Raw genomic sequence first — 21374 nt, 5'->3', positions numbered from 1 at the left:
TAGCTATGCACACAAAAACACGAAGACGCCTGCTGCTCTGCTGGTCCGTATGGCTGCTGGTATCCGGGCTGGCAGTTGGCCAGCCGCCACGCGGGCCGCTGGTGGTGTCGCCCCAGGTGAACCCCGACAAGACCGTTACCTTCCGCTATCAGGCTCCGCAGGCCAAAGGGGTGGAACTGAGCGCACAGTTTGAAAAAGGCCCGGTTGCCATGACCAAAGATGCGCAGGGAATCTGGAGCGTGACGGTCGGCCCCGTCAAGCCGGATATTTACCCGTACAACTTTCGGGTGGATGGCGTATCGGTTATGGACCCCGCCAACGTCGCGTTCTTTCCCAACGAACGGTTCAAAGCCAGCCTCGTCGACGTACCCGGCGACCAGCCACTGATCCACGCCATGCGCGATGTACCACACGGGTCGATCAATTATGAATATTACCCGTCGATGGAGGGAACAACGGGTTCGCTGGTGGTTTACACGCCACCGGGCTACGACCAGAATCCGTCGAAAAAGTACCCCGTTTATTACCTTATCAGCGGCACGACGGATACCGAAGAGACCTTTTTTAAAGTCGGCAAAACGAATCTGATACTGGATAATCTGCTGGCTGAAGGCAAAGTAAAACCGATGATTGTTGTGATGCCTTACGGCAACATTGCGGCTCGCGTAGCTGAACAAAAAGGAGGTTCAAAACCCGCCGACCCAACCGTTCGCGATGGGGCCGATGCGGTGAAACGGGCCAACGATTTCACTACGGATCTGGTGAGCAACGTTATTCCGTACGTCGAGAAAACCTACCGGGCTATTCCCAACCGCGAAAACCGGGCTATTGGTGGCTTCTCCCGTGGGGGCGGGCAAACGCTCCGGGCGGCTTTCAGCAACATGGACAAGTTTGCATATGTGTGCGCCTACAGTTCGTACCTGTCGCCCCAGGAGATGGACGGCAATTTCAACCAGATCGTGGCTCAACCAGACCAGACCAACAAGCAACTCAAGCTGCTGTGGGTGAGCGTCGGCAGTGACGATTTTCTGTACAAGGGAACGGTGGAATTCATGGACTACCTGAAAGCGAAAAAAGTGAACTACAAAAGCCTGATCACCGACGGAGGCCATACCTGGATGAATGTAAAAACCTACGTTGCCGCCACCACGCCACTGCTGTTCCAACCCTAAACCCAACCGACCATGAAACACATTCTATTTATTCTTCTGGCTGTTGTCATTTCGGGGGTTTCGGCCGTAGCCCAGCAACGCCCACCGGCCATTAGCTCGCCGGATGTGCATAAAGACCACAGCATTACGTTCCGGTTCTTCTCCCGAAACGCGAAAAAGGTCATGGTTTCCGGCGAGTTTTTGGTGGCACCCGTCGCCATGACCAAAGACACGTCGGGTATCTGGAGCGTGACGGTGCCGCCGGTCAAGCCTGATATCTATCCGTACAGCTTTACGGTCGACAGCGTACAAATCGCCGATCCCAGCAACACCTATATTTTTGCCAACGAACGCTTCAAACGCAGCATTGTGGACGTCCCCGGCGACCAGCCGCTGGTGCATTCGCTGCAGAACGTACCCCACGGCAAAATCAGCTACCGCTACTATAAATCCGGTACGTTGGGTACCACGCGGCAGTTGCTGGTCTACACCCCGCCCGGTTTCAACGCGAATGGCAAAACGAAATACCCGGTACTTTATCTGATTCACGGCGGTTCCGACACGGAAGAAACGTGGACGAAAGTAGGGCGCGCCAACCTGATTGCCGATAATCTGATCGCGCAGGGCAAAGCCAAGCCGATGCTGATCGTAATGCCCTACGGAAACGTTCGCCCCGCGCCGATGGCTGACTTTACCAAAGACATGGTGAACGACATTGTCCCGTTCGTGGAGGCTAATTATCCGGTCATGAAGGAAAGTAAAGGCCGGGCCGTGGCCGGTTTTTCGGTCGGTGGCGGGCAAACCCTGAACATCGGCCTGACCAACCCCGCTATGTTTGCGTATGTGTGTTCGTATGCGCCTTACACAGCCACCGAGGAGTTTCAGAAGAACTTTTCGAACTGGTCGCCGGATGCTGCTAAGCTCAATAGCCAACTGAAACTGTTCACTGTCAGCGTCGGCACGGAAGACTTTCTGTACGAGCCGGTGAAGAAAAACATTGCGATGTTTCAGGATAAGAAAATCAAGGTAGAACCGCTGATCGTACCAGGCGGACATACCTGGATGAACTGCAAACTGTATTTGGCGAATACGTTGCCACAGTTGTTTCGGTGATTTTTTGTCATCCCGAAGAATGACCGGGCCGCCGGAGGCTTCTAACCTTACCCGAAGATCATTCATTCTTCGGGATGACAAAAACGAGGCCCCGAACCCAAAACGACTACAAACAATTTCATATCCATTTCCTTAAACCCAATAACCAAATGACAATCAAATCAATTGCGTCATTCGTGGTAGCCACGATGATCAGCGTAAGCAGTTTTGCGCAGACAATCCAGGAGGATTTCAAACCCTCCTCGTTAAATCAGCCGGGGCAGGAGTACCCGCAGGTGAACTCGCAGGGCTACGCCCGATTTCGGATTCTCGCTCCCAAAGCAGATAGTGTCCGGGTGAGTCTGGGGCTGGGCGGCCGTGGTGGTACCATCCTCACTAAAGGAGCGGACGGCTACTGGACCGGCACAACGGCGGGACCGATGGATGAAGGCTTCCACTACTACAACGTGACCATCGACGGCGGCAAGTTCAACGATCCCGGTGCCAAGAACTATTATGGCTCCGTTCGTTGGGAAAGTGGTATTGAGATACCTGCCCACGACCAGGATTTCTACGCGCTGAAAGATGTGCCCCATGGCAACGTCCAGCAGATTCTGTTCCCTTCAAAAAGCACAGGCACACCCCGTCGGGCGTTTGTGTATACGCCACCGGGCTATGAGAAAGAGAAGTCGAAAAAATACCCGGTGCTGTATCTGCAACACGGCTGGGGCGAAGATGAAACGGCCTGGAGTAATCAGGGACATGCTAACCTGATTATGGATAACCTGATCGCCGAAGGCAAAACGAAGCCATTCATCATCGTAATGACCTATGGCATGACCAACGAAGTGAAGTGGGGGAAAATGAGAGATTTCAAGATCGATGGTTTCCAGACGGTGCTGACCGAAGAGCTGATTCCTTATGTGGATGCCAACTTCCGAACAATGGCTAACCGGGATAATCGGGCCATGGCAGGTCTGTCGATGGGTGGCATGGAAACCAAAACGATCACCCTTAATAAGCCGGACGTGTTTGGGTATTACGGCCTGCTCAGCGGTGGTGTTTACGCACCGGAAGACCTCAACGGCAAGGCAAAACCGAAGCTTGTGTTTATCAGCTGTGGCAGTAAGGAACGCCCCGATGGTGTGAAGAAGTCCGCCACCGATCTGAAGGCCGCCGGATACAACGCAGTTTCGTATGTGTCTGAAAACACAGCTCATGAATTCCTGACCTGGCGCCGGAGTCTGCACGAGATGGCCCCAATGCTGTTCAAGTAGGGCAGATCAGCTTCGTCGGTTTTGTCATCACGTGTCTTTGTCATCCCGACGTCAGGAGGAATCTCGGTAAGTGGAGATTTTTAGCCTCACCCGAAGATCCCTCCTGACGTCGGGATGACAAAATTGGGCAACAAAACTTATAAACAGCCTACTACTCAACCTCCTCTATGGTACAACTAATACGAATGAACAGAAAACGCACGCTCAATTTTTGGCTGATACTGGCGGTGCTGTGTTATGGCCAGGGTATCGTTCTGGGGCAAAGCAAAAAGGCCGGTCAGCCCAACTACCGGAACCTGTTCCGTGAAGCGGGCTACAGACAGGCCGACATTGATGCGAAACTGGCGAAAGCCTATCATGACGTCTTCGAAGGGCCGAATAAGGTCTATTTCGAAGTGGGTGATACGATGGCGTATGTGTCGGACGTGAAGAACAAAGATGCCCGGACCGAAGGACTGTCGTACGGGATGATGATCGCTGTTCAGCTTAACAAAAAAGACGTATTCGACCGGATCTGGCGGTGGTCTAAAAAGTACCTGCAACACCAGAGCGGCCCACGGGAAGCGTATTTTGCGTGGAGTATCAATCCGCAGACGATGAAGAAAAACTCGGAAGGGTCGGCGTCGGATGGCGAGTTGTACTACATCACCAGTCTGCTCTTTGCGGCCAATAAGTGGGGCAATAACACCGGCATTAATTATTACGGCGAAGCCCGGCGGATTCTGGATGCGATGTGGAAGAAGGATGGCACCGGCAACATCTACAACCTGATCAACACCGACGCCAAACAGATCTCGTTCGTTCCTGAAGGCAACAATTACAAATGGACCGACCCGTCGTATCACCTGCCCGCTTTTTACGATGCCTGGGTGCTGTACGCCAAAGACGGGCACGAAGCGTTTTACAAGGAATGCGCCGACACGTCGCGGGTTTTTTTGCACCGAGCCTGTCATCCCGTTACGGGCCTCAACGCCGATTATACCGAGTTCAGCGGCAAACCGCACGACACCCGCTGGTCGGTCTCAGCGTTTCGTTATGATTCGTGGCGGGTGCCCATGAACATTGCGATGGATTACACCTGGTCGGGCAAGGACAAAGTCTGGCAGGAAGATTACGCCAAACGGTTTCAGAACTTTCTGCGCTCGAAAGGTATGGATACGTATGAAGATCAGTTTAACCTCGATGGTTCGAGACCTGAGACTATCCTTCAGGCCGGACCGGTGAAAAAACTCCGCCACTCGCTCGGACTGGTATCTACGTCGGCAACGTTGTCGCTCATTAACAAAGAGAAGAACAGCCTCGATTTTGTCCATGCCCTCTGGAATGCCAAACTGGAACCGTTCGAGGATGGCTATTTCGATCCGTATTACGATGGGCTGTTGTATGTGTTCAGCCTGATGCACTTGAGTGGAAAATACCAGATGATTACGCCACAGACGAAATAATCGCCGTCTCCTAACTCCCTAACTATGAAAACGATCATTACATTACTCATTGGCGTGGCGGCTCTGATCAGTCAGGCATATGCCCAAACGGCTGGCGTACCGGCCTCAACCAACATACCGGGGCAGAAATACCCGCAGATTCTGCCCGACAATCGGGTTGTGTTTCGGGTGAAAGCGCCCGACGCCCGCAAGCTGCAAATTGACCTGGTGAAGAAATATGACATGGTGAAAGACACCAGCGGCTTCTGGACGGTCACGACGGAGCCGGTAGTAGAAGGCTTTCACTATTACTCGCTCATTGCCGACGGCGTAGCCACCTGCGACCCGTCTAGCCAGACGTTCTATGGCATGGGTCGGATGGCTAGTGGCATCGATATTCCGGACAAGGATATGGACTATTATCAACCCAAAAATGTGCCGCATGGTCAGGTGCGTTCGGTCAATTACTACTCCAATATCACCAAAGCGTGGCGACGGGCCAATGTGTACACGCCCCCCGGTTACGACGAAAATCCGAAGAAGCGCTACCCTGTGATGTACCTGCAACATGGTGCGGGCGAAGACGAAACCGGCTGGCCAACGCAGGGTAAAATGGACTTTATTCTCGATAACCTGATTGCCGAGGGGAAAGCAAGGCCCATGATTGTGGTGATGGAACGCGGTTACGCCACCGACCCGACACGCCCCGTCAGCACCACAGTGAGCGGTCCGGCCGGGGGCGGCCCCGCCAGCATGAACGCAAACGTGTTTCCCGAGGTGCTGGTAAAGGAAGTAATCCCAATGATCGACAAGTCGTTTCGCACGCTGACCGACCGCGACAACCGGGCCATGGCGGGTCTGTCGATGGGCGGTTTCCAGACGTTTCAGACCACGATGACGAACCTCGATAAGTTCGCGTACATCGGTGGGTTCAGCGGTGCCGGTCGGTTGCAGCCGGGTGCCGATATCAAGCAGGCTTACGACGGTGCCTGGGCCGATGCCGATGCCTTTAACAAAAAGATGAAACTGGTGTACGTGAGCATCGGTACCAAAGAACCCGAGCGGATGTATACGGGCGTGAAAGGCTTCCACGAAGCGCTGGAGAAAGCAGGCATCAAGCACGTGTACTACGAGTCGCCGGGTACGTCGCACGAGTGGCAAACCTGGCGCCGTTCACTGCGGCAGTACGCCAGTTTGATTTTTAAGAAGTAAGCTTTTTGACCATCGCTAGTTTTTGTCATCCCGAGGAACGAGGGATCTGCGGCAAGTGGAGGTTTTTAGCCTAACCTGAAGATCCCTCCTGACGTCGGCATGACAAAAAAATGCAAAGACAAAAGAGCCGGAATCATGTATTGGTACCACCCAAAAAAGATAAACACGAATGAAACGATTCATTGCATTAGTGGCAATCCTGGGCATAGCCTGCTCTGCCGGTTACGCCCAGAAAATTGAGAAAGAAGGCCCTAAAGGGTTCGATCAGCTACGCTCGGGTATCGCCACGGGTAAGCTGGACTCGATCAGCTACCCGTCGAAAACCGTAGGCAACACCCGTAAGGCGCTGGTGTACACCCCGCCGGGCTATAACAAGAAGACCAAATACCCCGTGCTGTATCTGCTTCACGGTATTGGGGGCGATGAGAAAGAATGGCTGAAAGGCGGCAACCCGCAGATTATTCTGGACAATCTATACGCCGAAAACAAACTCCAGCCGATGATTGTGGTAATGCCCAACGGACGAGCCATGAAAGACGACCGGGCCATTGGCAACGTGTTCGAAAAAGACAAAGTCGAAGCGTTCGCCACCTTCGAAAAAGACCTGCTGAACGATCTGATTCCGTATGTCGAAAAGAAATACCCGACGCTGACCGACCGCGAACACCGCGCCATTGCCGGGCTGTCGATGGGGGGCGGGCAGTCGCTGAATTTCGGCCTGGGTAATCTGGACAAGTTCGCCTGGGTGGGTGGCTTCTCGTCGGCTCCCAACACCAAACGTCCCGAAGAACTGGTGCCGAACCCTGAAGTTGCTAAGAAGCAATTGAAGCTGCTCTGGATTTCGTGCGGAGACGCCGATGGGCTGATCACCTTCAGCAAACGCACCCACGACTACCTGTACCAGAACGGAGTGCCGCACATCTATTACGTGGAGCCGGGCGGGCATGATTTCAAAGTCTGGAAAAACGGTCTGTACATGTTCTCCCAGTTCCTGTTCAAGCCGGTCGATGTAGCCTCGCTAACCAAATACAGCGTGCTGGGAACCCCGGCGGCTACCAACATCCGCAATGCCAAATACCCACAGATTCTGCCCGATAACCGCGTCGTGTTCCGCGTGAAAGCCCCCGACGCCCAAAAAGTGCAGGTTGACCTCGGTAAAAAATACGACATGGTGAAAGATACCAGCGGTTTCTGGACCGCCACCACCGATTCTGTCAGTCGGGGTTTTCATTACTACTCCGTCCTGATCGACGGGGTGGCCGTTGTCGATCCGGCCAGCGAGACGTTCTACGGTATGGGGCGTCAGGCGAGCGGTATCGAGATACCTGATAAAGACGGGGCTTTCTACGCCATGAAAGACGTACCCCACGGCGACATCCGCATCAAACGTTATCTGTCTAAAGCCACCAATAGCTGGCGGGAAATGTACGTTTACACGCCACCGGGCTACGACAAAACGACCGATAAATACCCGGTTTTGTACCTGTTGCATGGCGGGGGTGAAGATCAGCGCGGCTGGGCTACGCAGGGCAAAACGGACATGATTCTGGACAATCTGATCGCTGAGGGAAAGGCCAAACCGATGATTATTGCCATGCTCGACGGGAACGTAAGCGCCGGTGGTCTGGCGGGTTTCAACGAAAATGTGCTGAAAGCATTTGAAAACGAGCTGAAAATGGCTGCTATTCCCTTCGTAGAGAGCAACTTTCGGGTCGAGACCGATGCTAAAAACCGGGCGCTGGCTGGCCTGTCGATGGGTGGGCTGCAGACGTTGTACGCGGGCATCAAAAACACCAATATGTTTGCCAGTCTGGGTGTGTTCAGTTCGGGCTGGTTCGCCAACAATCCCAAGCTCACCGACCCGCAGTATGCGTTCATGAAAGACAATGCGTCGGCCATCAACAACAACCTCAAGAATCTATGGATCTCGATGGGCGGCAAGGAAGATATTGCCTATCAGAACTGTCAGATCATGATGAAAAAATTCGACGAGATGGGCGTTAAATACAACTACAGTGAATACGCCGGTGGGCACACCTGGCCCGTCTGGCGGCACGATCTGATGCTGTTCAGTCAGGTGCTGTTCAAGTAAAAAGTATAGGCTTTTTGTCATTCCGATGACAAAACCGGCTTAGCTAGGCAAAATGGTTGATCAATGTATTACACCATAAAACTCAGCTCAAAAATAACCAGATACTATTTATGAAAAACCACATAATCACCTTCAGTGCAGCAGCCTGGCTTAGCATGTCTATGCTACCCAATGCCGCTTCAGCCCAGAAAATCCCTTCGCTGAAAGACACGTTTAAAAAGGACTTCGGCATCGGTACGGCGCTGAACAACGCCCAGATCGACGAACGCGATCCGGCCATGACGGCTTTCATTGCGAGCCAATTCAACATGGCCACCCCCGAAAATGTCATGAAGGCGGAAGTGGTCCACCCGAAGTGGGACACCTACGATTTTACGATGGGCGACAAACTGATCGAGTTTGGCAAGAAGCACAACATCAAGATCAATGGGCACACACTGATCTGGCACAGTCAACTGCCGTCATTCGTTCGGGGGATAAAGAGTACCGATTCGATTCGGACGTTCTTTGCCGACCACATCAAAACGGTGGCTGGTCACTATAATGGCAAGGTGTACTCGTGGGACGTCGTCAATGAGGCCCTGAATGAAGATGGAACGATGCGAAAGTCCGTATTTCTCCAGCACCTGGGTGATGATTTCGTGACGGAAGCGTTCCGACTGGCGCAGCAGGCATCGCCTAAAACGGAGCTGTACTACAACGATTACAACAACGAGCAACCCAAAAAGCGGGCGGGCTGTATTGAGTTAGTCAAAAAGATCAAAGACGCCGGGGTACGTATCGACGGGGTTGGTATTCAGGGACACTGGCACGTAGGCAAAGTGCCGCTGAAAGAAATCGAAGAAAGCATTTTGCAATACTCGGCTTTGGGCGTAAAGGTCATGTTTACTGAACTGGATATCGAGGTGCTGCCCCGCAACTTTCAGGGAGCCGACGTAGGTGCGCGAATGACTGCCAACGAGCAGTCGAATCCCTACACGGCAGGTCTGCCCGATAGTGTGCAGACTCAACTGGCTACTGACTACGAGAATCTGTTCAAGCTCTTTTTGAAGCACAAAGACAAAGTCACACGTGTCACATTCTGGGGTGTTAACGATGGGAATAGCTGGCTGAATGGTTGGCCCATTCGTGGACGGACCAACTACCCGCTGCTGTTCGACCGGAAGAACCAGCCGAAGCCTGCTTTTGAGAAAGTAATTGCGCTGAAGAAATAACGGATAAAACCAAGTCAGCCTACATGAATCAGGCACCCTTGCAAAAGGGTGCCTGATTCATGTAGACCGGAACGTACTTACTTTTTAGCAGCGAAATTATATACCGTTGTGCTGCGATAGGTCTCACCCGGCCGGAGAACGGTCGAGGGAAAATTAGGCTTGTTGGGTGAATCGGGGAAGTGCTGCGTTTCCAGGCAAATACCAAAGCGCTTTGTATAGGCCACACCGTCTTTTCCTTTCAGCCCGTTCAGATGGTTGGCGGTGTATACCTGTACTCCCGGCTCGGTGGTGTACATGGTCATGAGTCGTCCACTTTCGGGGTCGTATACCGTTGCCCCCAGTCTGAGTTTGTTAGACGGTTCGCCGAGCACCCAGCAGTGGTCGTAGCCCGAGCCATATTTGATCTGAATGTTCGTCGTATCGTTTATTCGGGCGCCTACTACGGTAGGTTTGGTAAAGTCGAATGGAGTTCCTTTTACCGGTTCGATGGCTCCGGTGGGAATCTGACTGGCATCGGTGGGCAGATAGGTATTGGCTTTGATCATCAGCTCGTAACCCAGCACGTCCCGTTTCATGCCCGACAGGTTAAAGTAGGCATGGTTGGTCAGGTTCAACACGGTTGGTTTGTCGGTAGTTGCCTGATACGTAATGCGGAGTGAGTTATCTTTTTGCAGGGTATAATCAACCTCTACCGCCAGGTTTCCGGGGTAACCTTCTTCGCCATCGGCGGAGGTATAGGTGAGTTTCAGTGTCGGCTCGTTTCCATCTACGGGCGTGGCGTTCCATAATTTTTTGTCGAAACCCACGCGCCCGCCATGAATCTGGTTACCCCGGTTGTTCGCTGCCAGCACATATTCCTTTCCATCCAGCGTGAATTTGGCACCGCCAATTCGATTGCCAAACCGACCGATGATGGGTCCCAGACTGGGTGTGCCTTTCAGGTAATCGGCAAAGGTTGGCATGCCCAGGATGATGTCTTCGTAATTTCCCGATTTATCGGGAGCGGTCATGGATACGATGTAGCCACCGTAGTTGGTGATTTTTACGGTCATACCAGCCGCGTTCCGAAGCGTGAACAGGTCCGCTTCCCGGCCATCGGGAAATTGTCCGAAAGGTGTTTTTTCGATACCAGCCATTTTTTTGATCGGTGGGGTAGGCTTCGGTCCGGCATAGCTGTTTAACAGGCCAAGGACCAGGTTGAGAAATAAGGCAGGAGCAAAGAATTTCATGGTTGTGCGGGTTTAGGTCGGCGCTCTGTTTACTCTAAGTAGAGTTTTCAATTCATTTACTGTGTTTCAGTCCACAATTCCTTTAAGTTAGACCGGAGGCCGCAATAGACAAAAAAGCCCCCGACTCGGCTATGAATCGGGGGCTGTCAATAGAGATTAATACGAATGCTTTACTTCAAGATCGGCTCCAGCGCGGTCCGGTTTTCCTTCAGCCAGTCGTGAATATCGGTGACGATTTCGCGGATACCTAGCTCCGGTTTCCAGCCCGTCAGGTTCGTGACGTTGGTGTTGTCGGTGATGTACAGGCGAATGTCGGCGGCCCGGTTTTCGGCGACTTCCTTTATTGGTATTGTTTTACCCGTTACTTCCTGACAGATCTTGGTTAGCTCCTGCAGCGAGGCACTGCTTTCTACGCCACCGCCCGCATTCAGTATCTTGCCATCAACTTTATCAAGGTGATGCAGTTCCCAGTCGATGAGCCGGTAGAGGTCGGCGATATGAAGCATGTCGCGGGTTTGTTTGCCGGTGCCACCATAGCCAATATACGCCAGTTGCTGCTCGAAGAAGTGCTTGGCAATCCAGAGCACCATCACGCCCTGATCAACCTTACCCATTTGCCACGGACCCGTGATTACACCGCAACGGTTAATGACCGTTTTCAGGCCGTAAAATTCGTTATACTCCTGAATCAGCAGTTCCGACGCCAGTTTAGTCGTTCCGTAGAGAGAGCGCGCACCGTCGAGGGGAAAATTTTCGGCAATGCCTTTAGACGACACACCCGGCACGGGCTGCTCATCCGTCAGAACAAAACGTGTGTCGGCTTCCTCGAAATTGAGGGTTTCGATGGTTTTGATCGGATACACGCGGCTCGTCGACAGGAAGATGAAGTTGGCTTTGTGTTTCAGCGTATAATTGAGGCAGTTGACCGTACCAAAAAGGTTCGTGTTGATGAGATAGTCGGGGGTACCATCTAATCCGGCCAGTACGGATGGTTCTGCAGAAGCTTCAATGACGGTATCGACAGCGGGCAGTGCATCGAAATCTTCCTTGTTCCGAATATCGCCGTGCAGGAATTCTATGCCGGCCGCTTTCAGGCGGGCCAGACTCAGCTCCGAACCGCGACGTTTAAGGTTATCAAGCGCAAAAATCTGGTACTGCGGATAATTCTGTTTAAGCGAAATGGCGAGCGATGCACCAACGAATCCGGCACCGCCGGTAATGAGAATTTTCATGTGTAGTATGTAGAGACGCGAAGGGTTGCGTCTCCACGTTAAGATGTAATGCGTTTCAACTGGACGTTTTCGACGGGGCGAATAACGAGGGGCACTTTTTCGACTTTAACCGAACTGCTGTCAAGGCCAAACCAGCGGTCTTCCGGGGTAGTAAACCCTTTGATCGTGAAGTACAAATTCATAATGAACCGTTCGCGGGCGGGCAGTTCGTTTTCGAACGAAAGGAACTTCTCCAGCACAACGAAGCGAAAATCGCCGATGACATTCTGTCGGCTAAGCGACTCGTAGCGACTGGTAATATCCACTTCTTTGTTCTTTACCATGTCTTCAATCACCTTACGGAAGAACAGGTTAATGCGTTGCTCGACCCGGAATCCCAGCTTGAACGTCACCTTATAGGCATCGTCGGGCGCAATGGTGTTCACTTTATACTCCATCGTGTACGGGTCGTCGGTCGTATCAACGTGGACAAACCAATAGATGTCGGCGCGTTTGGGGCGTTTCTGGAAGATAGAATAGATGATCTTTGATTCGATTTCCGATTGCCGGGCGGCATTGCTCATGAAGACAATGTGCGTGGCGTACTTCGGAATACTGATGTCGCGGCTAAGCTCTTTGATCGCCTGGGTATATTGATCAATGCGGACATATTCTGTAAGCCTGAGTTTGATCTGGAATGCCTGTAGCCAGATGTACATCACCCCGGCAATGGTGGCACCAATCAGTACCGATACCCAGCCGCCGTGTGGGAACTTGATCAGGTTAGCAACCAGGAAAGAACCTTCAATGCCCAGATAAACCGTCAGAAATAGGACAACCCACCAGGCCTGGTACTTATGCGTATATAAGTAATACGACATCAGCAGCGTGGTCATGAGCATGGTCAGCGTGATCGCCAGCCCGTAAGCGGCTTCCATGTTCGACGATTCGCGGAAGTACAACACGACGCCTACACAACCCGCCCAAAGCAGCATATTCACGCTCGGCACATACAACTGGCCTTTCTGAACGCTTGGGTAACGAAGCTGTACTTTAGGCCAGAAATTCAGTCGAATGGCTTCGCTGATGAGTGTAAAAGAGCCACTAATGAGCGCCTGACTGGCAATAACGGTAGCGGCCGTTGCGATAACAATTCCGATGGTCAGGAACCAGGAGGGCATTACTTCATAAAAAGGAATACGATCTTTCAGGACCTGCCCCTGGATACTGATCAGCCAGGCACCCTGACCAAAGTAGTTGAGGATCAGGCATGATTTGACAAAGACCCAGCTCACCCGAATGTTGGAGCGGCCGCAGTGGCCCATGTCGGAATACAGCGCTTCGGCACCGGTAGTGCACAGGAAAACGGAGCCCAGTAACCAGAATCCTCCCGGATATTCGGCCAGCAGCCACCAGGCGTAATAGGGGTTTGCAGCCGCCAGGATACCCGGATAATGGGCAATTTGAATGGCACCGAGTGTACCCAACATCACGAACCACACCAGCATGATCGGTCCAAAAGCCGTACCTACTACATTCGTTCCAAAGGCCTGAATCAGGAAGAGTATCGTTAGGATCGCAATAACAATCTCGATAATCTGAGTATGCGTAATGGCGGGATAAAGGAGTCTCAATCCTTCCACTGCCGACGACACGGAGATGGGCGGTGTGATAATCCCATCAGCGAGCAGGGCGGCCCCGCCAATAATGGCGGGGAGCGTAAGCCAGCGCGCATGCCGCCGAACGAGTGCATATAAAGCAAATATGCCGCCTTCTCCGCGGTTGTCGGCCCTAAGAATCAGGATTACATACTTGACGGTTGTCTGAAGCGTTAACGTCCAGAGAACGCAGGAAAGTGCGCCACGAACCACATCCGGTCGAATCACATTATTGGGCCCAACAATGGCCCTAAGTGTGTATAAAGGCGATGTACCAATATCGCCGTAGATGATACCCATTGCCACCAGCAAGCCGGCAGCCGTAACGGTGTCCAAATGTTTCTTATCTTCCATAAAATAGGCTTGCGCCTTCTTGCCTTACGAGCGGGTCAAAACGGCGCAAAGATAACCGATGTTTGCCTTCTTTACTGTTTTTTAGCTGAAAGTTACCCACGAGCAGCGCCCGGCTAATGGGTTAAAATAATTACTTTTTTATAAAACAAAGGTCCGAACAAAGAGTAGCGTAAAGAACAGTTTAGTGAATTGCAATACATGATAAACTAACGAAGAACACGCGTCTAATGGTTTAGTGAATGGTGGAATAATTGCTTTCCAGACAGCTTGAATTTTCTGGTAAGTGAAATCGATTAAAACCGGATCATTGGCGTTAGCGTATGTATACTCGTTTTATCACACGGGCTCTTTGGGGTTTGTTTAATTAGGTGTGTTTGGCAGATGGCTCGCTTAGTAAGCGGGCCATCTCTTTTTTAGACGTCAGTTCTTGCCAAAAGAGTAAAGAGTAACCTGGGCTTGTAAACCATTTAGTTTGAAAAAAACATATGATTCTACCACATTCGGGCTTCCACATCCAGCCAGTCGCTGGACTCTCAGCCCGCTGTAGACTATACTATTTCGTTGAAGTGGAGAAAAGGTATTCTACATGATGGCGGCAGGGTGTAAACGAGGTTACTGCCAAGAGGTGAACGGCTTGTTACGTTAACTCACCTGAAATGTGGTGATCAACCTAAAAAGCCAGGCGGTTCAGTGCTGCCCGACCTTCTGAAGAAGTCAAGTTATAAGGAAGTCGGGTAGATTAAAGGAAACGAATGATTGCCTTAGCTAACCATCTTCAAAACAGTATCCCACAACAGGTATCCGTTTAACCCGATAATCAGTACCGCCACAACCCAGGATAGCCATTTTATCCAGGACGGATTAACAAAACGGCCCATTTTGGTCTTGTTGTTCGTGAACGAAACCAGCGGGACAACCGCAAAGCTCAACTGAAGGGAGAGGATAACCTGACTGAATACGAGTAGTTCGCTGGTGCCGTGTTCACCATACAGAATGGCAACAACCAGGGCGGGAACGATAGCCACCAGACGGGTAATCAGCCGACGCAGCCAGGGTTTTACCCGTAGATTCACAAAACCTTCCATCACAATTTGCCCGGCGAGGGTACCGGTAAGGGTTGAGTTTTGTCCAGAGGCCAGCAAAGCAACGGCGAACAGAATCCCCGCTAGTTTTACCCCCAGAATCGGGTCGAGCAACCGATGGGCATCAGTAATATCAGCCACTTGCTGGTTGCCCGAAAAGTGAAAAGCAGAAGCCGATAAGATCAGGATGGCAGCATTGATGAAAAATGCCAGAAACAATGAAACCGTAGAGTCGATCGTGGCGAATTTGATAGCCGATTGCCGACCACTATCCGTACGGCCAAAATCTCGGGTTTGTACAATACTGGAATGTAGGTACAAATTATGGGGCATCACGGTAGCGCCCAGAATACCAATGGCGATGTAGAGCATACCCGGATTGGTAATTACTTCGGTACGTGGAAGCAAGCCCCCCGCCACGCTGGCTATATCGGGTCGGGAAATAATCAATTCGTAGCCAAAACAGCCGATAATAAGGAAAATTAGACTGGCTACAATTCGTTCGAGCAACTGAAAGCCCTTATTCTGCAAGTATAAAAGCAGCAGTACGTCCAGTGCTGTCAGTAAGATACCAATCGTCAACGGTAAACCGAACAACAGATTCAGCGCAATGGCCGAGCCAATCACTTCGGCCAGATCGGTTGCGGCAATGGCTATTTCGGCCAGCAACCACAACCCAATAGCAACTGGCCGACTGAAGTTATCCCGACAGGCTTGCGCGAGGTCACGTCCGGTTGCGATGCCCAGCTTTAGGGCCAGATGCTGCAGCAGAATGGCAAATAAGTTGGAAATCAGGACGACCGACAGAAGTTTGTAGCCGTAACGTGCTCCACCGGCAATATCTGTAGCCCAGTTTCCGGGGTCCATGTAGCCAACGGCAACCATCAGGCCGGGGCCTGCATAAGCCCGTAATGTCTTGAAAAAGCCCGCACCTACAGGTACATGGACTGAACTGTGTACGTCGGCCAGTGAATTAGTCGTGTTCTCCTGCCGCCAGCCTTTCATTGACGTATTCGTAGCTTCCATCGTTTCTGTTACCTGCTTACTACTATTTGTTGCACCTTACTGTTCAATAAATGGAGCCTGTCGAACTCAAGTATCTGAACATCCTTAATCAACTGAGCAAACATATAACGTTTCAAAGATAAGGATTGTTGAAATAAAAATTTAGACTGCCCTAAATTTTTAGAAAGTTTAACATAAAAACTACCTTTGTAGGTAAACTGTTTTCGCTTATATCACCGTTGTGGGTAAGCAGCCGTCTTGTTTATGCACTCATTCACTGAAGAAAACTACCTGAAGACTATCTATTACCTGGCTAACCGTCGGCAGGGAGAAGTCAGCACGAATGCTCTGGCAGAAATGACAGCGACAAAAGCGGCCTCGGTGACAGACATGTTGCGGAAACTGGCTGATAAACAGTTGATTCATTATAAAAAATACCAGGGCGTACGATTAACGGACGAAGGCGAACGTCTGGCGTTGCAGATTATTCGGCGGCATCGGCTCTGGGAGGTTTTTTTGGTTCAAAAGCTTGGTTTTGGCTGGGACGAAGTCCATGAAATAGCCGAGGAACTGGAGCATATTCGATCGGAAGAGCTGGTTACCCGATTAGATACGTTTTTGAACCATCCGCAGTTTGATCCGCACGGCGATCCGATTCCGACTCCGGCCGGACAGATGCCCGAAACCGGCTATCGAAAACTGTCGGAAGTGGAGTCCGGGGAGGGGGTATGCCTGATGGCCGTTCTGGAACACTCCACCGAGTTCCTTAAACACCTCGATCATTCACAGCTAACGCTTGGTTGTACGGTAACGGTTCAGGAGATAAACGCCTTCGATAAATCAGTACTGGTGCAGATTGAAAGCGGTCGTTCCGTGTTTATCAGCTACGAGGTAGCCCGGAATTTATTAGTAAAAAATTAGTCGATACGTGGGCGGATCAATAAATGGTTAACGTTAGTGACCATAATGCGGCAGCACCTACCAGCTTATTGACTTACCAGGTTACGGACAAAAAAACTTATCAACTTCTCCATGAAACTCCTAGACGCTTATATACTCAAGCGCTTTCTGCAAACCTACATCTTTGTGGTGATGGTGATTGTGCTTGTGGTGGTGATGATCGATTACACCGAAAAGGTGGACAATTTTCACAAAACACACGCTCCGGGAAATGAAATCCTGTTCAATTACTACCTGAATTTTATTCCGTACTGGGCCAATTACATCAGCCCGCTAATGGTATTTATCGCCACTGTTTTTCTAACGTCCCGACTGGCGGCCCGCACCGAAATTATTGCTATTCTGAGTAGTGGTGTCAGTTTTGTCCGGCTGTTGTTTCCCTATGTTTTAGGCGCTGTGGTGTTGGCCGTAGCCACCTATTTCATGGTGAACTACGTGATTCCCAAGGCCAATAAAACCCGTATAGCTTTTGAAATAAAGTACATCAACGATGCCTATAACTACTCCGGACGGAATGTGCACCTGAAAATTGCCCCTAATACCTATGCCTACCTGGAGAGTTACAATAACCAAACCAATACGGGCTTCAAGTTTACCATGGAGCGTGTGGAGGGCAATCAGCTAAAGCAGAAGCTCTCGGCCGACCATATTGAGTGGGATGCTAAAAAGAAAAAATGGACGGTGTATGACTATAAGATACGTACCATTAACGGGCTACAGGAAACCCTTACTCCCGGTGCCCGGGTTGATACCACGCTCAATCTGAAGCCTGACGACTTTAGTTCGGATTTTAACCTGTATGAAACCCTGACCCGACCGGAATTAAATGACCACATCGAGTTGCTGCAAAGCCGAGGGGCCGACGGGGTAGAAACTTACCTGCTTGAGAAATACAGTCGGGATACCCGTCCTTTCGCCATCATTATCCTGACCGTCATCGGGGTCATCATGTCGGCTCGTAAAAGTCGGCGGGGGGTGGGCTGGCAGGTGGCGCTGGGGTTCTTCCTGGCCTTTACCTACCTGCTGTTTTTTATGTTAGCGAAGGGTATCGCTGAATCCGGCAATCTGAATCCGATAGTGGCGGTCTGGCTGCCAAACGCTATTTTTGCAGCTATCGGCGTATTACTGTATAATACGATTCCAAGGTAATAGGAGTGAAGAGCGGAGACTGAGGAGCTTTCAGTTTATTTTCTGCCAAATGGTTTCTCCGTCTCTGCTCATCGGTCCTCAACCCTATGCAAAAAAAAGCATCATTAACAGATTATTTTCAACTCCACTTCATTGTACTGATCTGGGGATTCACGGCCATTCTGGGCAAACTGCTGGTACCGCTCGACTCGTCGGCGGTTGTTTTGTTTAGAACGTTACTGGCCGTTTTTGGCCTGGGCATTGTGCTGTTCGTTCGGCGGCAATCCATCCAGGTTTCATCGACGGATCGGTGGCGGTTACTCGCCACCGGCTGCCTGATCGGTTTGCATTGGGTCTTGTTTTTTCTGGCCGCCCGCCTTTCCAATGTATCGGTTTGTCTGGCGGGGATGGCAACCAGTTCGTTATGGGCTAGTGTACTGGAGCCTTTATTGCTGCGTCGGCGGGTGCGTTTGGTTGAAGTGGCATTAGGAGCTGTTGTCATGGCAGGCCTGTACCTGATCTTCCGATTTGAGTTCGACAAGGTAGTTGGGCTGGCAGTGGCCGTTAGTTCGGCTATGCTATCTTCGCTGTTTACGATTATCAATAGCCGGTTCACGCATAAGTATGATGCGCTGGTAATTTCTTTTTATGAAATGGCGGGTGCTCTATTGAGCGCATTAATTCTATGGCTGGCAGTGCAACAGTTCGATGGATCGGTGGGGAGCCTGGTTCAGTATACACCCCAAACGCCCATGCAGTGGCTATGGCTGCTGGTGCTGTCTATGGTGTGTACAGTATACGCCTATACCGTTGGGGTAAGCCTGTTGCGTAAGTTTTCGCCCTACCTGGCCATATTAACCGTAAATTTGGAGCCGGTATATGGTATTTTACTGGCCGTTCTGATCTTTGGTGATACCGAGCACATGACGTCTGGATTTTATATTGGTACGCTGGTCATTTTGCTGGCGGTGTTGACGTATCCGTTCCTCAACCGTCAAAAGCCAGCAACCACAACGCCCACCGGGGGCGATCTGGAAATTGACCTACATTAAAACAGCAGGCAGAAAGCTGAAGTCGTTAACTTAAGTGTGCCTATGAATACTACTACATGAAACATCCGCTTATTGACCGGTTGGCGACCGTAATCGTTATTCTCTTATTTCTGGTGGCTTACCTGCCGTTGGTGTTACTCTCGTTCCACAACCATCCCTCGGCCGCCGATGATTACTGTTTTGCTGATACGGCACTAAAATACGGTTTCTGGCAGGCACAGAAGTTCTATTATAACGGGTGGACAGGGCGTTATTTTTCCAATATGCTGGTTCACGGCAGTCCGCTTGTCTGGGGCTGGTATGATGGATACCGGTTTATTCCGGCCTTGATGGCGACGGCTTTAGCCGGGGCCATTTACACATTGGTCAGTGAATTGCTTCGCCCCGAATCGCTTATAAATAAACTCACTGCCACAGGTATTCTCTTCTTTTTAGTCGTTTTGGCCCTTCAGAGCCCGGTCGAGGCATTTTTCTGGACAGCCGCGATCGCTACTTATACGGTTCCTACCATCCTGACGATTTATTTAGTCGCTGTTCTGATCAGGTACAACCGACTGTCGGATGGTCCCATAAAATGGCTCACCCTTGTATGGACCAGTTTTTTAGTATTTGCCATTGTTGGCTCCGGCGAAACAAGCCTGGTATTGCTGATTTTGCTGTTGTTGGCCATTACGGGCTATCGGCTGGTATTTCTGCGTAAGCTTGATTCACTCATGATGTGGCTTGTACTGGTATCCTTCGTGTCGGCCTGGTTGTTGTTTCAGGCACCGGGCAATGCCATCCGCATGGGAAGCAATGAAGCTAAAGCCGGTGAGCTGTTCGTATCTATTGCCCGGTCATTTATCTGGCTGGGCCGTTCCATCGCGTTCTGGCTACTGAAAACGCCCATTCTTCCGTTTACAATTCTGTTTATCCCGTTTGCCCGGAGGGCCACCCGGCAGGGAAGTCCGGTTCGCGATTTATTTATGATCCCGGCAGGATTGCTAACAGTCGTATATCTGGGCTTGCTGGCGGCTATGATTTTCCCGTCTTACTACGGGCTGGGCATTGCTCCTTACGCCCGAACGATGAATATCCTGTTCGTATTCTTTGTACTAGGCTGGTTTTATGTCGCGACGGTGTGGGTAGGCTGGCTCGACCGGCGGGGGCGCAGCCTCACGATCGCTCAAAAATGGCCCGCACCCGTGTGGCTTTTAACGGGTATCTGGCTAATTGGCAGCGTAGTAGCCAGCAATGCCGTTAACCAGTTGTATGCCGATTGGCTGAGTGGACGGGCGGCTACTTACGACCGCGAAATGACCGATCGGCATCAGCAATTGATGATCTCGGCCGATACGGTTCGGCTCCGCCCCATCAGTGTATACCCGCCCAGTTTATTTGTGGAGGACGTAAAGCCAGACCGTACGCATTGGTGGAATCGCTGCCAATCGGGCTATTATGGTCATAAGGTACTTGTCCTCGACTCCACTCTAACTGCCAATCGCTAAAGGCTTTATGTCCTCTGTCTGTATTATTGTCCCCTGTTATAACGAAGCCACCCGACTTCCTGTCGATGCGTTTCTTTCGTATGTGCAGCAGACAGAAAATGTGAATTTTTGCTTTGTCGACGATGGGAGTACAGATGCTACTAAAGCTGTACTGACAGCGATGAAAGTCCGGTATCCTGACTGTATTGATGCGTTGATTCTCCCCCAGAATCAGGGGAAAGCAGGGGCTGTGCGGGCTGGAATGCTGCATTGTGCCACCCGTTCGTTCGATTATCTGGGCTTCCTGGATGCTGATCTGGCCACACCCTTAACCGCTATTACCGACCTGGCCGCCGTGTTGGATGCCAACCCGGCGCTGGATATGGTGATGGGGTCGCGGATAAAATTTCTGGGTGTGGACATCCGGCGAGACCCGTTTCGGCATTACGTTGGCCGCGTTATTGCTACAATCATCAGTAATATTCTCAGGTTACCCGTGTACGACTCGCAATGCGGAGCCAAATTATTCCGGCGCGCTACCGTGGCCGGATTGTTTGACGAGTCGTTTATCAGTCCCTGGCTCTTTGATGTCGAGCTGCTGGCCCGGCTGATCCGGAAACATGGCCGCCCCAAGGTGCTGGCGCACGTAGCCGAGTACCCGCTGCGCCAATGGGTTGAGCAAAGCGACTCTCGAATTAGTTCGGGCTATGTTTTCAAGATGTGGTACGAACTATTCCGAATCTACCAGACGTATCGAACCTAATCCG

16 protein-coding genes are annotated in these 21374 nt (G+C 51.2%); 12 read left to right on the top strand and 4 right to left on the bottom strand.

Annotated features, from left to right (window positions below):
- Positions 1–5: 5 nt before the first annotated feature.
- The 7 genes from ACYVJM_RS06160 (at position 6) to ACYVJM_RS06130 (ending at position 9462) form a co-directional block, all read left to right on the top strand.
- Positions 6–1172, top strand: a complete 1167-nt coding sequence (locus ACYVJM_RS06160) for an alpha/beta hydrolase-fold protein (RefSeq protein ID WP_461147315.1) — start codon at positions 6–8, stop codon at positions 1170–1172.
- 12 nt (positions 1173–1184) lie between these two features.
- Positions 1185–2264 (top strand): alpha/beta hydrolase, encoded by a 1080-nt coding sequence (locus tag ACYVJM_RS06155; protein ID WP_461147314.1) that lies wholly within the window; start codon positions 1185–1187, stop codon positions 2262–2264.
- 149 nt (positions 2265–2413) lie between these two features.
- Complete coding sequence (locus ACYVJM_RS06150) at positions 2414–3520, top strand: alpha/beta hydrolase-fold protein (protein WP_461147313.1); 1107 nt, start codon at positions 2414–2416, stop codon at positions 3518–3520.
- A 185-nt stretch (positions 3521–3705) separates the two neighbouring features.
- Positions 3706–4965: a glycosyl hydrolase family 8 gene (locus ACYVJM_RS06145; RefSeq protein WP_461147312.1), complete on the top strand. Its 1260-nt coding sequence runs from the start codon at positions 3706–3708 to the stop codon at positions 4963–4965.
- Positions 4966–4989: 24 nt separating this feature from the next.
- Positions 4990–6156, top strand: a complete 1167-nt coding sequence (locus ACYVJM_RS06140) for an alpha/beta hydrolase-fold protein (protein ID WP_461147311.1) — start codon at positions 4990–4992, stop codon at positions 6154–6156.
- A gap of 169 nt (positions 6157–6325) precedes the next feature.
- The gene (locus tag ACYVJM_RS06135) at positions 6326–8248 is read left to right on the top strand and encodes an alpha/beta hydrolase-fold protein (protein ID WP_461147310.1); all 1923 of its coding nucleotides are present in this window, start codon (positions 6326–6328) and stop codon (positions 8246–8248) included.
- A gap of 155 nt (positions 8249–8403) precedes the next feature.
- Positions 8404–9462 carry an endo-1,4-beta-xylanase gene (locus tag ACYVJM_RS06130; RefSeq protein ID WP_461147740.1) on the top strand — a complete coding sequence of 353 codons (1059 nt, stop codon included), beginning with the start codon at positions 8404–8406 and terminating at the stop codon, positions 9460–9462.
- A 77-nt stretch (positions 9463–9539) separates the two neighbouring features.
- On the opposite strand, the gene ACYVJM_RS06125 is transcribed toward ACYVJM_RS06130, so the two are convergent.
- The 4 genes from ACYVJM_RS06125 to ACYVJM_RS06110 all read right to left on the bottom strand — a co-directional run bounded on the left by ACYVJM_RS06125 (position 9540) and on the right by ACYVJM_RS06110 (position 16022).
- Positions 9540–10691: an aldose epimerase family protein gene (locus ACYVJM_RS06125; RefSeq protein WP_461147309.1), complete on the bottom strand. Its 1152-nt coding sequence runs from the start codon at positions 10689–10691 to the stop codon at positions 9540–9542.
- Positions 10692–10861: 170 nt separating this feature from the next.
- Complete coding sequence (locus tag ACYVJM_RS06120) at positions 10862–11923, bottom strand: NAD-dependent epimerase/dehydratase family protein (protein ID WP_461147308.1); 1062 nt, start codon at positions 11921–11923, stop codon at positions 10862–10864.
- A 38-nt stretch (positions 11924–11961) separates the two neighbouring features.
- The gene (locus ACYVJM_RS06115) at positions 11962–13914 is read right to left on the bottom strand and encodes a KUP/HAK/KT family potassium transporter (RefSeq protein ID WP_461147307.1); all 1953 of its coding nucleotides are present in this window, start codon (positions 13912–13914) and stop codon (positions 11962–11964) included.
- A 761-nt stretch (positions 13915–14675) separates the two neighbouring features.
- Positions 14676–16022 carry an Nramp family divalent metal transporter gene (locus ACYVJM_RS06110; protein WP_461147306.1) on the bottom strand — a complete coding sequence of 449 codons (1347 nt, stop codon included), beginning with the start codon at positions 16020–16022 and terminating at the stop codon, positions 14676–14678.
- Positions 16023–16265: 243 nt separating this feature from the next.
- On the opposite strand from ACYVJM_RS06110, the gene ACYVJM_RS06105 reads away from it, so the two are divergent.
- The 5 genes from ACYVJM_RS06105 (at position 16266) to ACYVJM_RS06085 (ending at position 21370) form a co-directional block, all read left to right on the top strand.
- Complete coding sequence (locus ACYVJM_RS06105; RefSeq protein WP_461147305.1) at positions 16266–16922, top strand: metal-dependent transcriptional regulator; 657 nt, start codon at positions 16266–16268, stop codon at positions 16920–16922.
- Between the two features lie 111 nt (positions 16923–17033).
- Entirely contained in the window at positions 17034–18110 is a 1077-nt protein-coding gene (locus ACYVJM_RS06100) for an LptF/LptG family permease (RefSeq protein WP_461147304.1), read from the top strand.
- 86 nt (positions 18111–18196) lie between these two features.
- Positions 18197–19141 carry a DMT family transporter gene (locus ACYVJM_RS06095; RefSeq protein ID WP_461147303.1) on the top strand — a complete coding sequence of 315 codons (945 nt, stop codon included), beginning with the start codon at positions 18197–18199 and terminating at the stop codon, positions 19139–19141.
- Between the two features lie 56 nt (positions 19142–19197).
- Complete coding sequence (locus ACYVJM_RS06090) at positions 19198–20628, top strand: DUF6056 family protein (protein ID WP_461147302.1); 1431 nt, start codon at positions 19198–19200, stop codon at positions 20626–20628.
- Between the two features lie 7 nt (positions 20629–20635).
- Complete coding sequence (locus ACYVJM_RS06085) at positions 20636–21370, top strand: glycosyltransferase (RefSeq protein ID WP_461147301.1); 735 nt, start codon at positions 20636–20638, stop codon at positions 21368–21370.
- The last annotated feature ends 4 nt before the right edge of the window (positions 21371–21374 follow it).

Source organism: Spirosoma pulveris (genome assembly GCF_054781875.1).
This window is presented reverse-complemented; position numbering and strand designations above follow the sequence as displayed.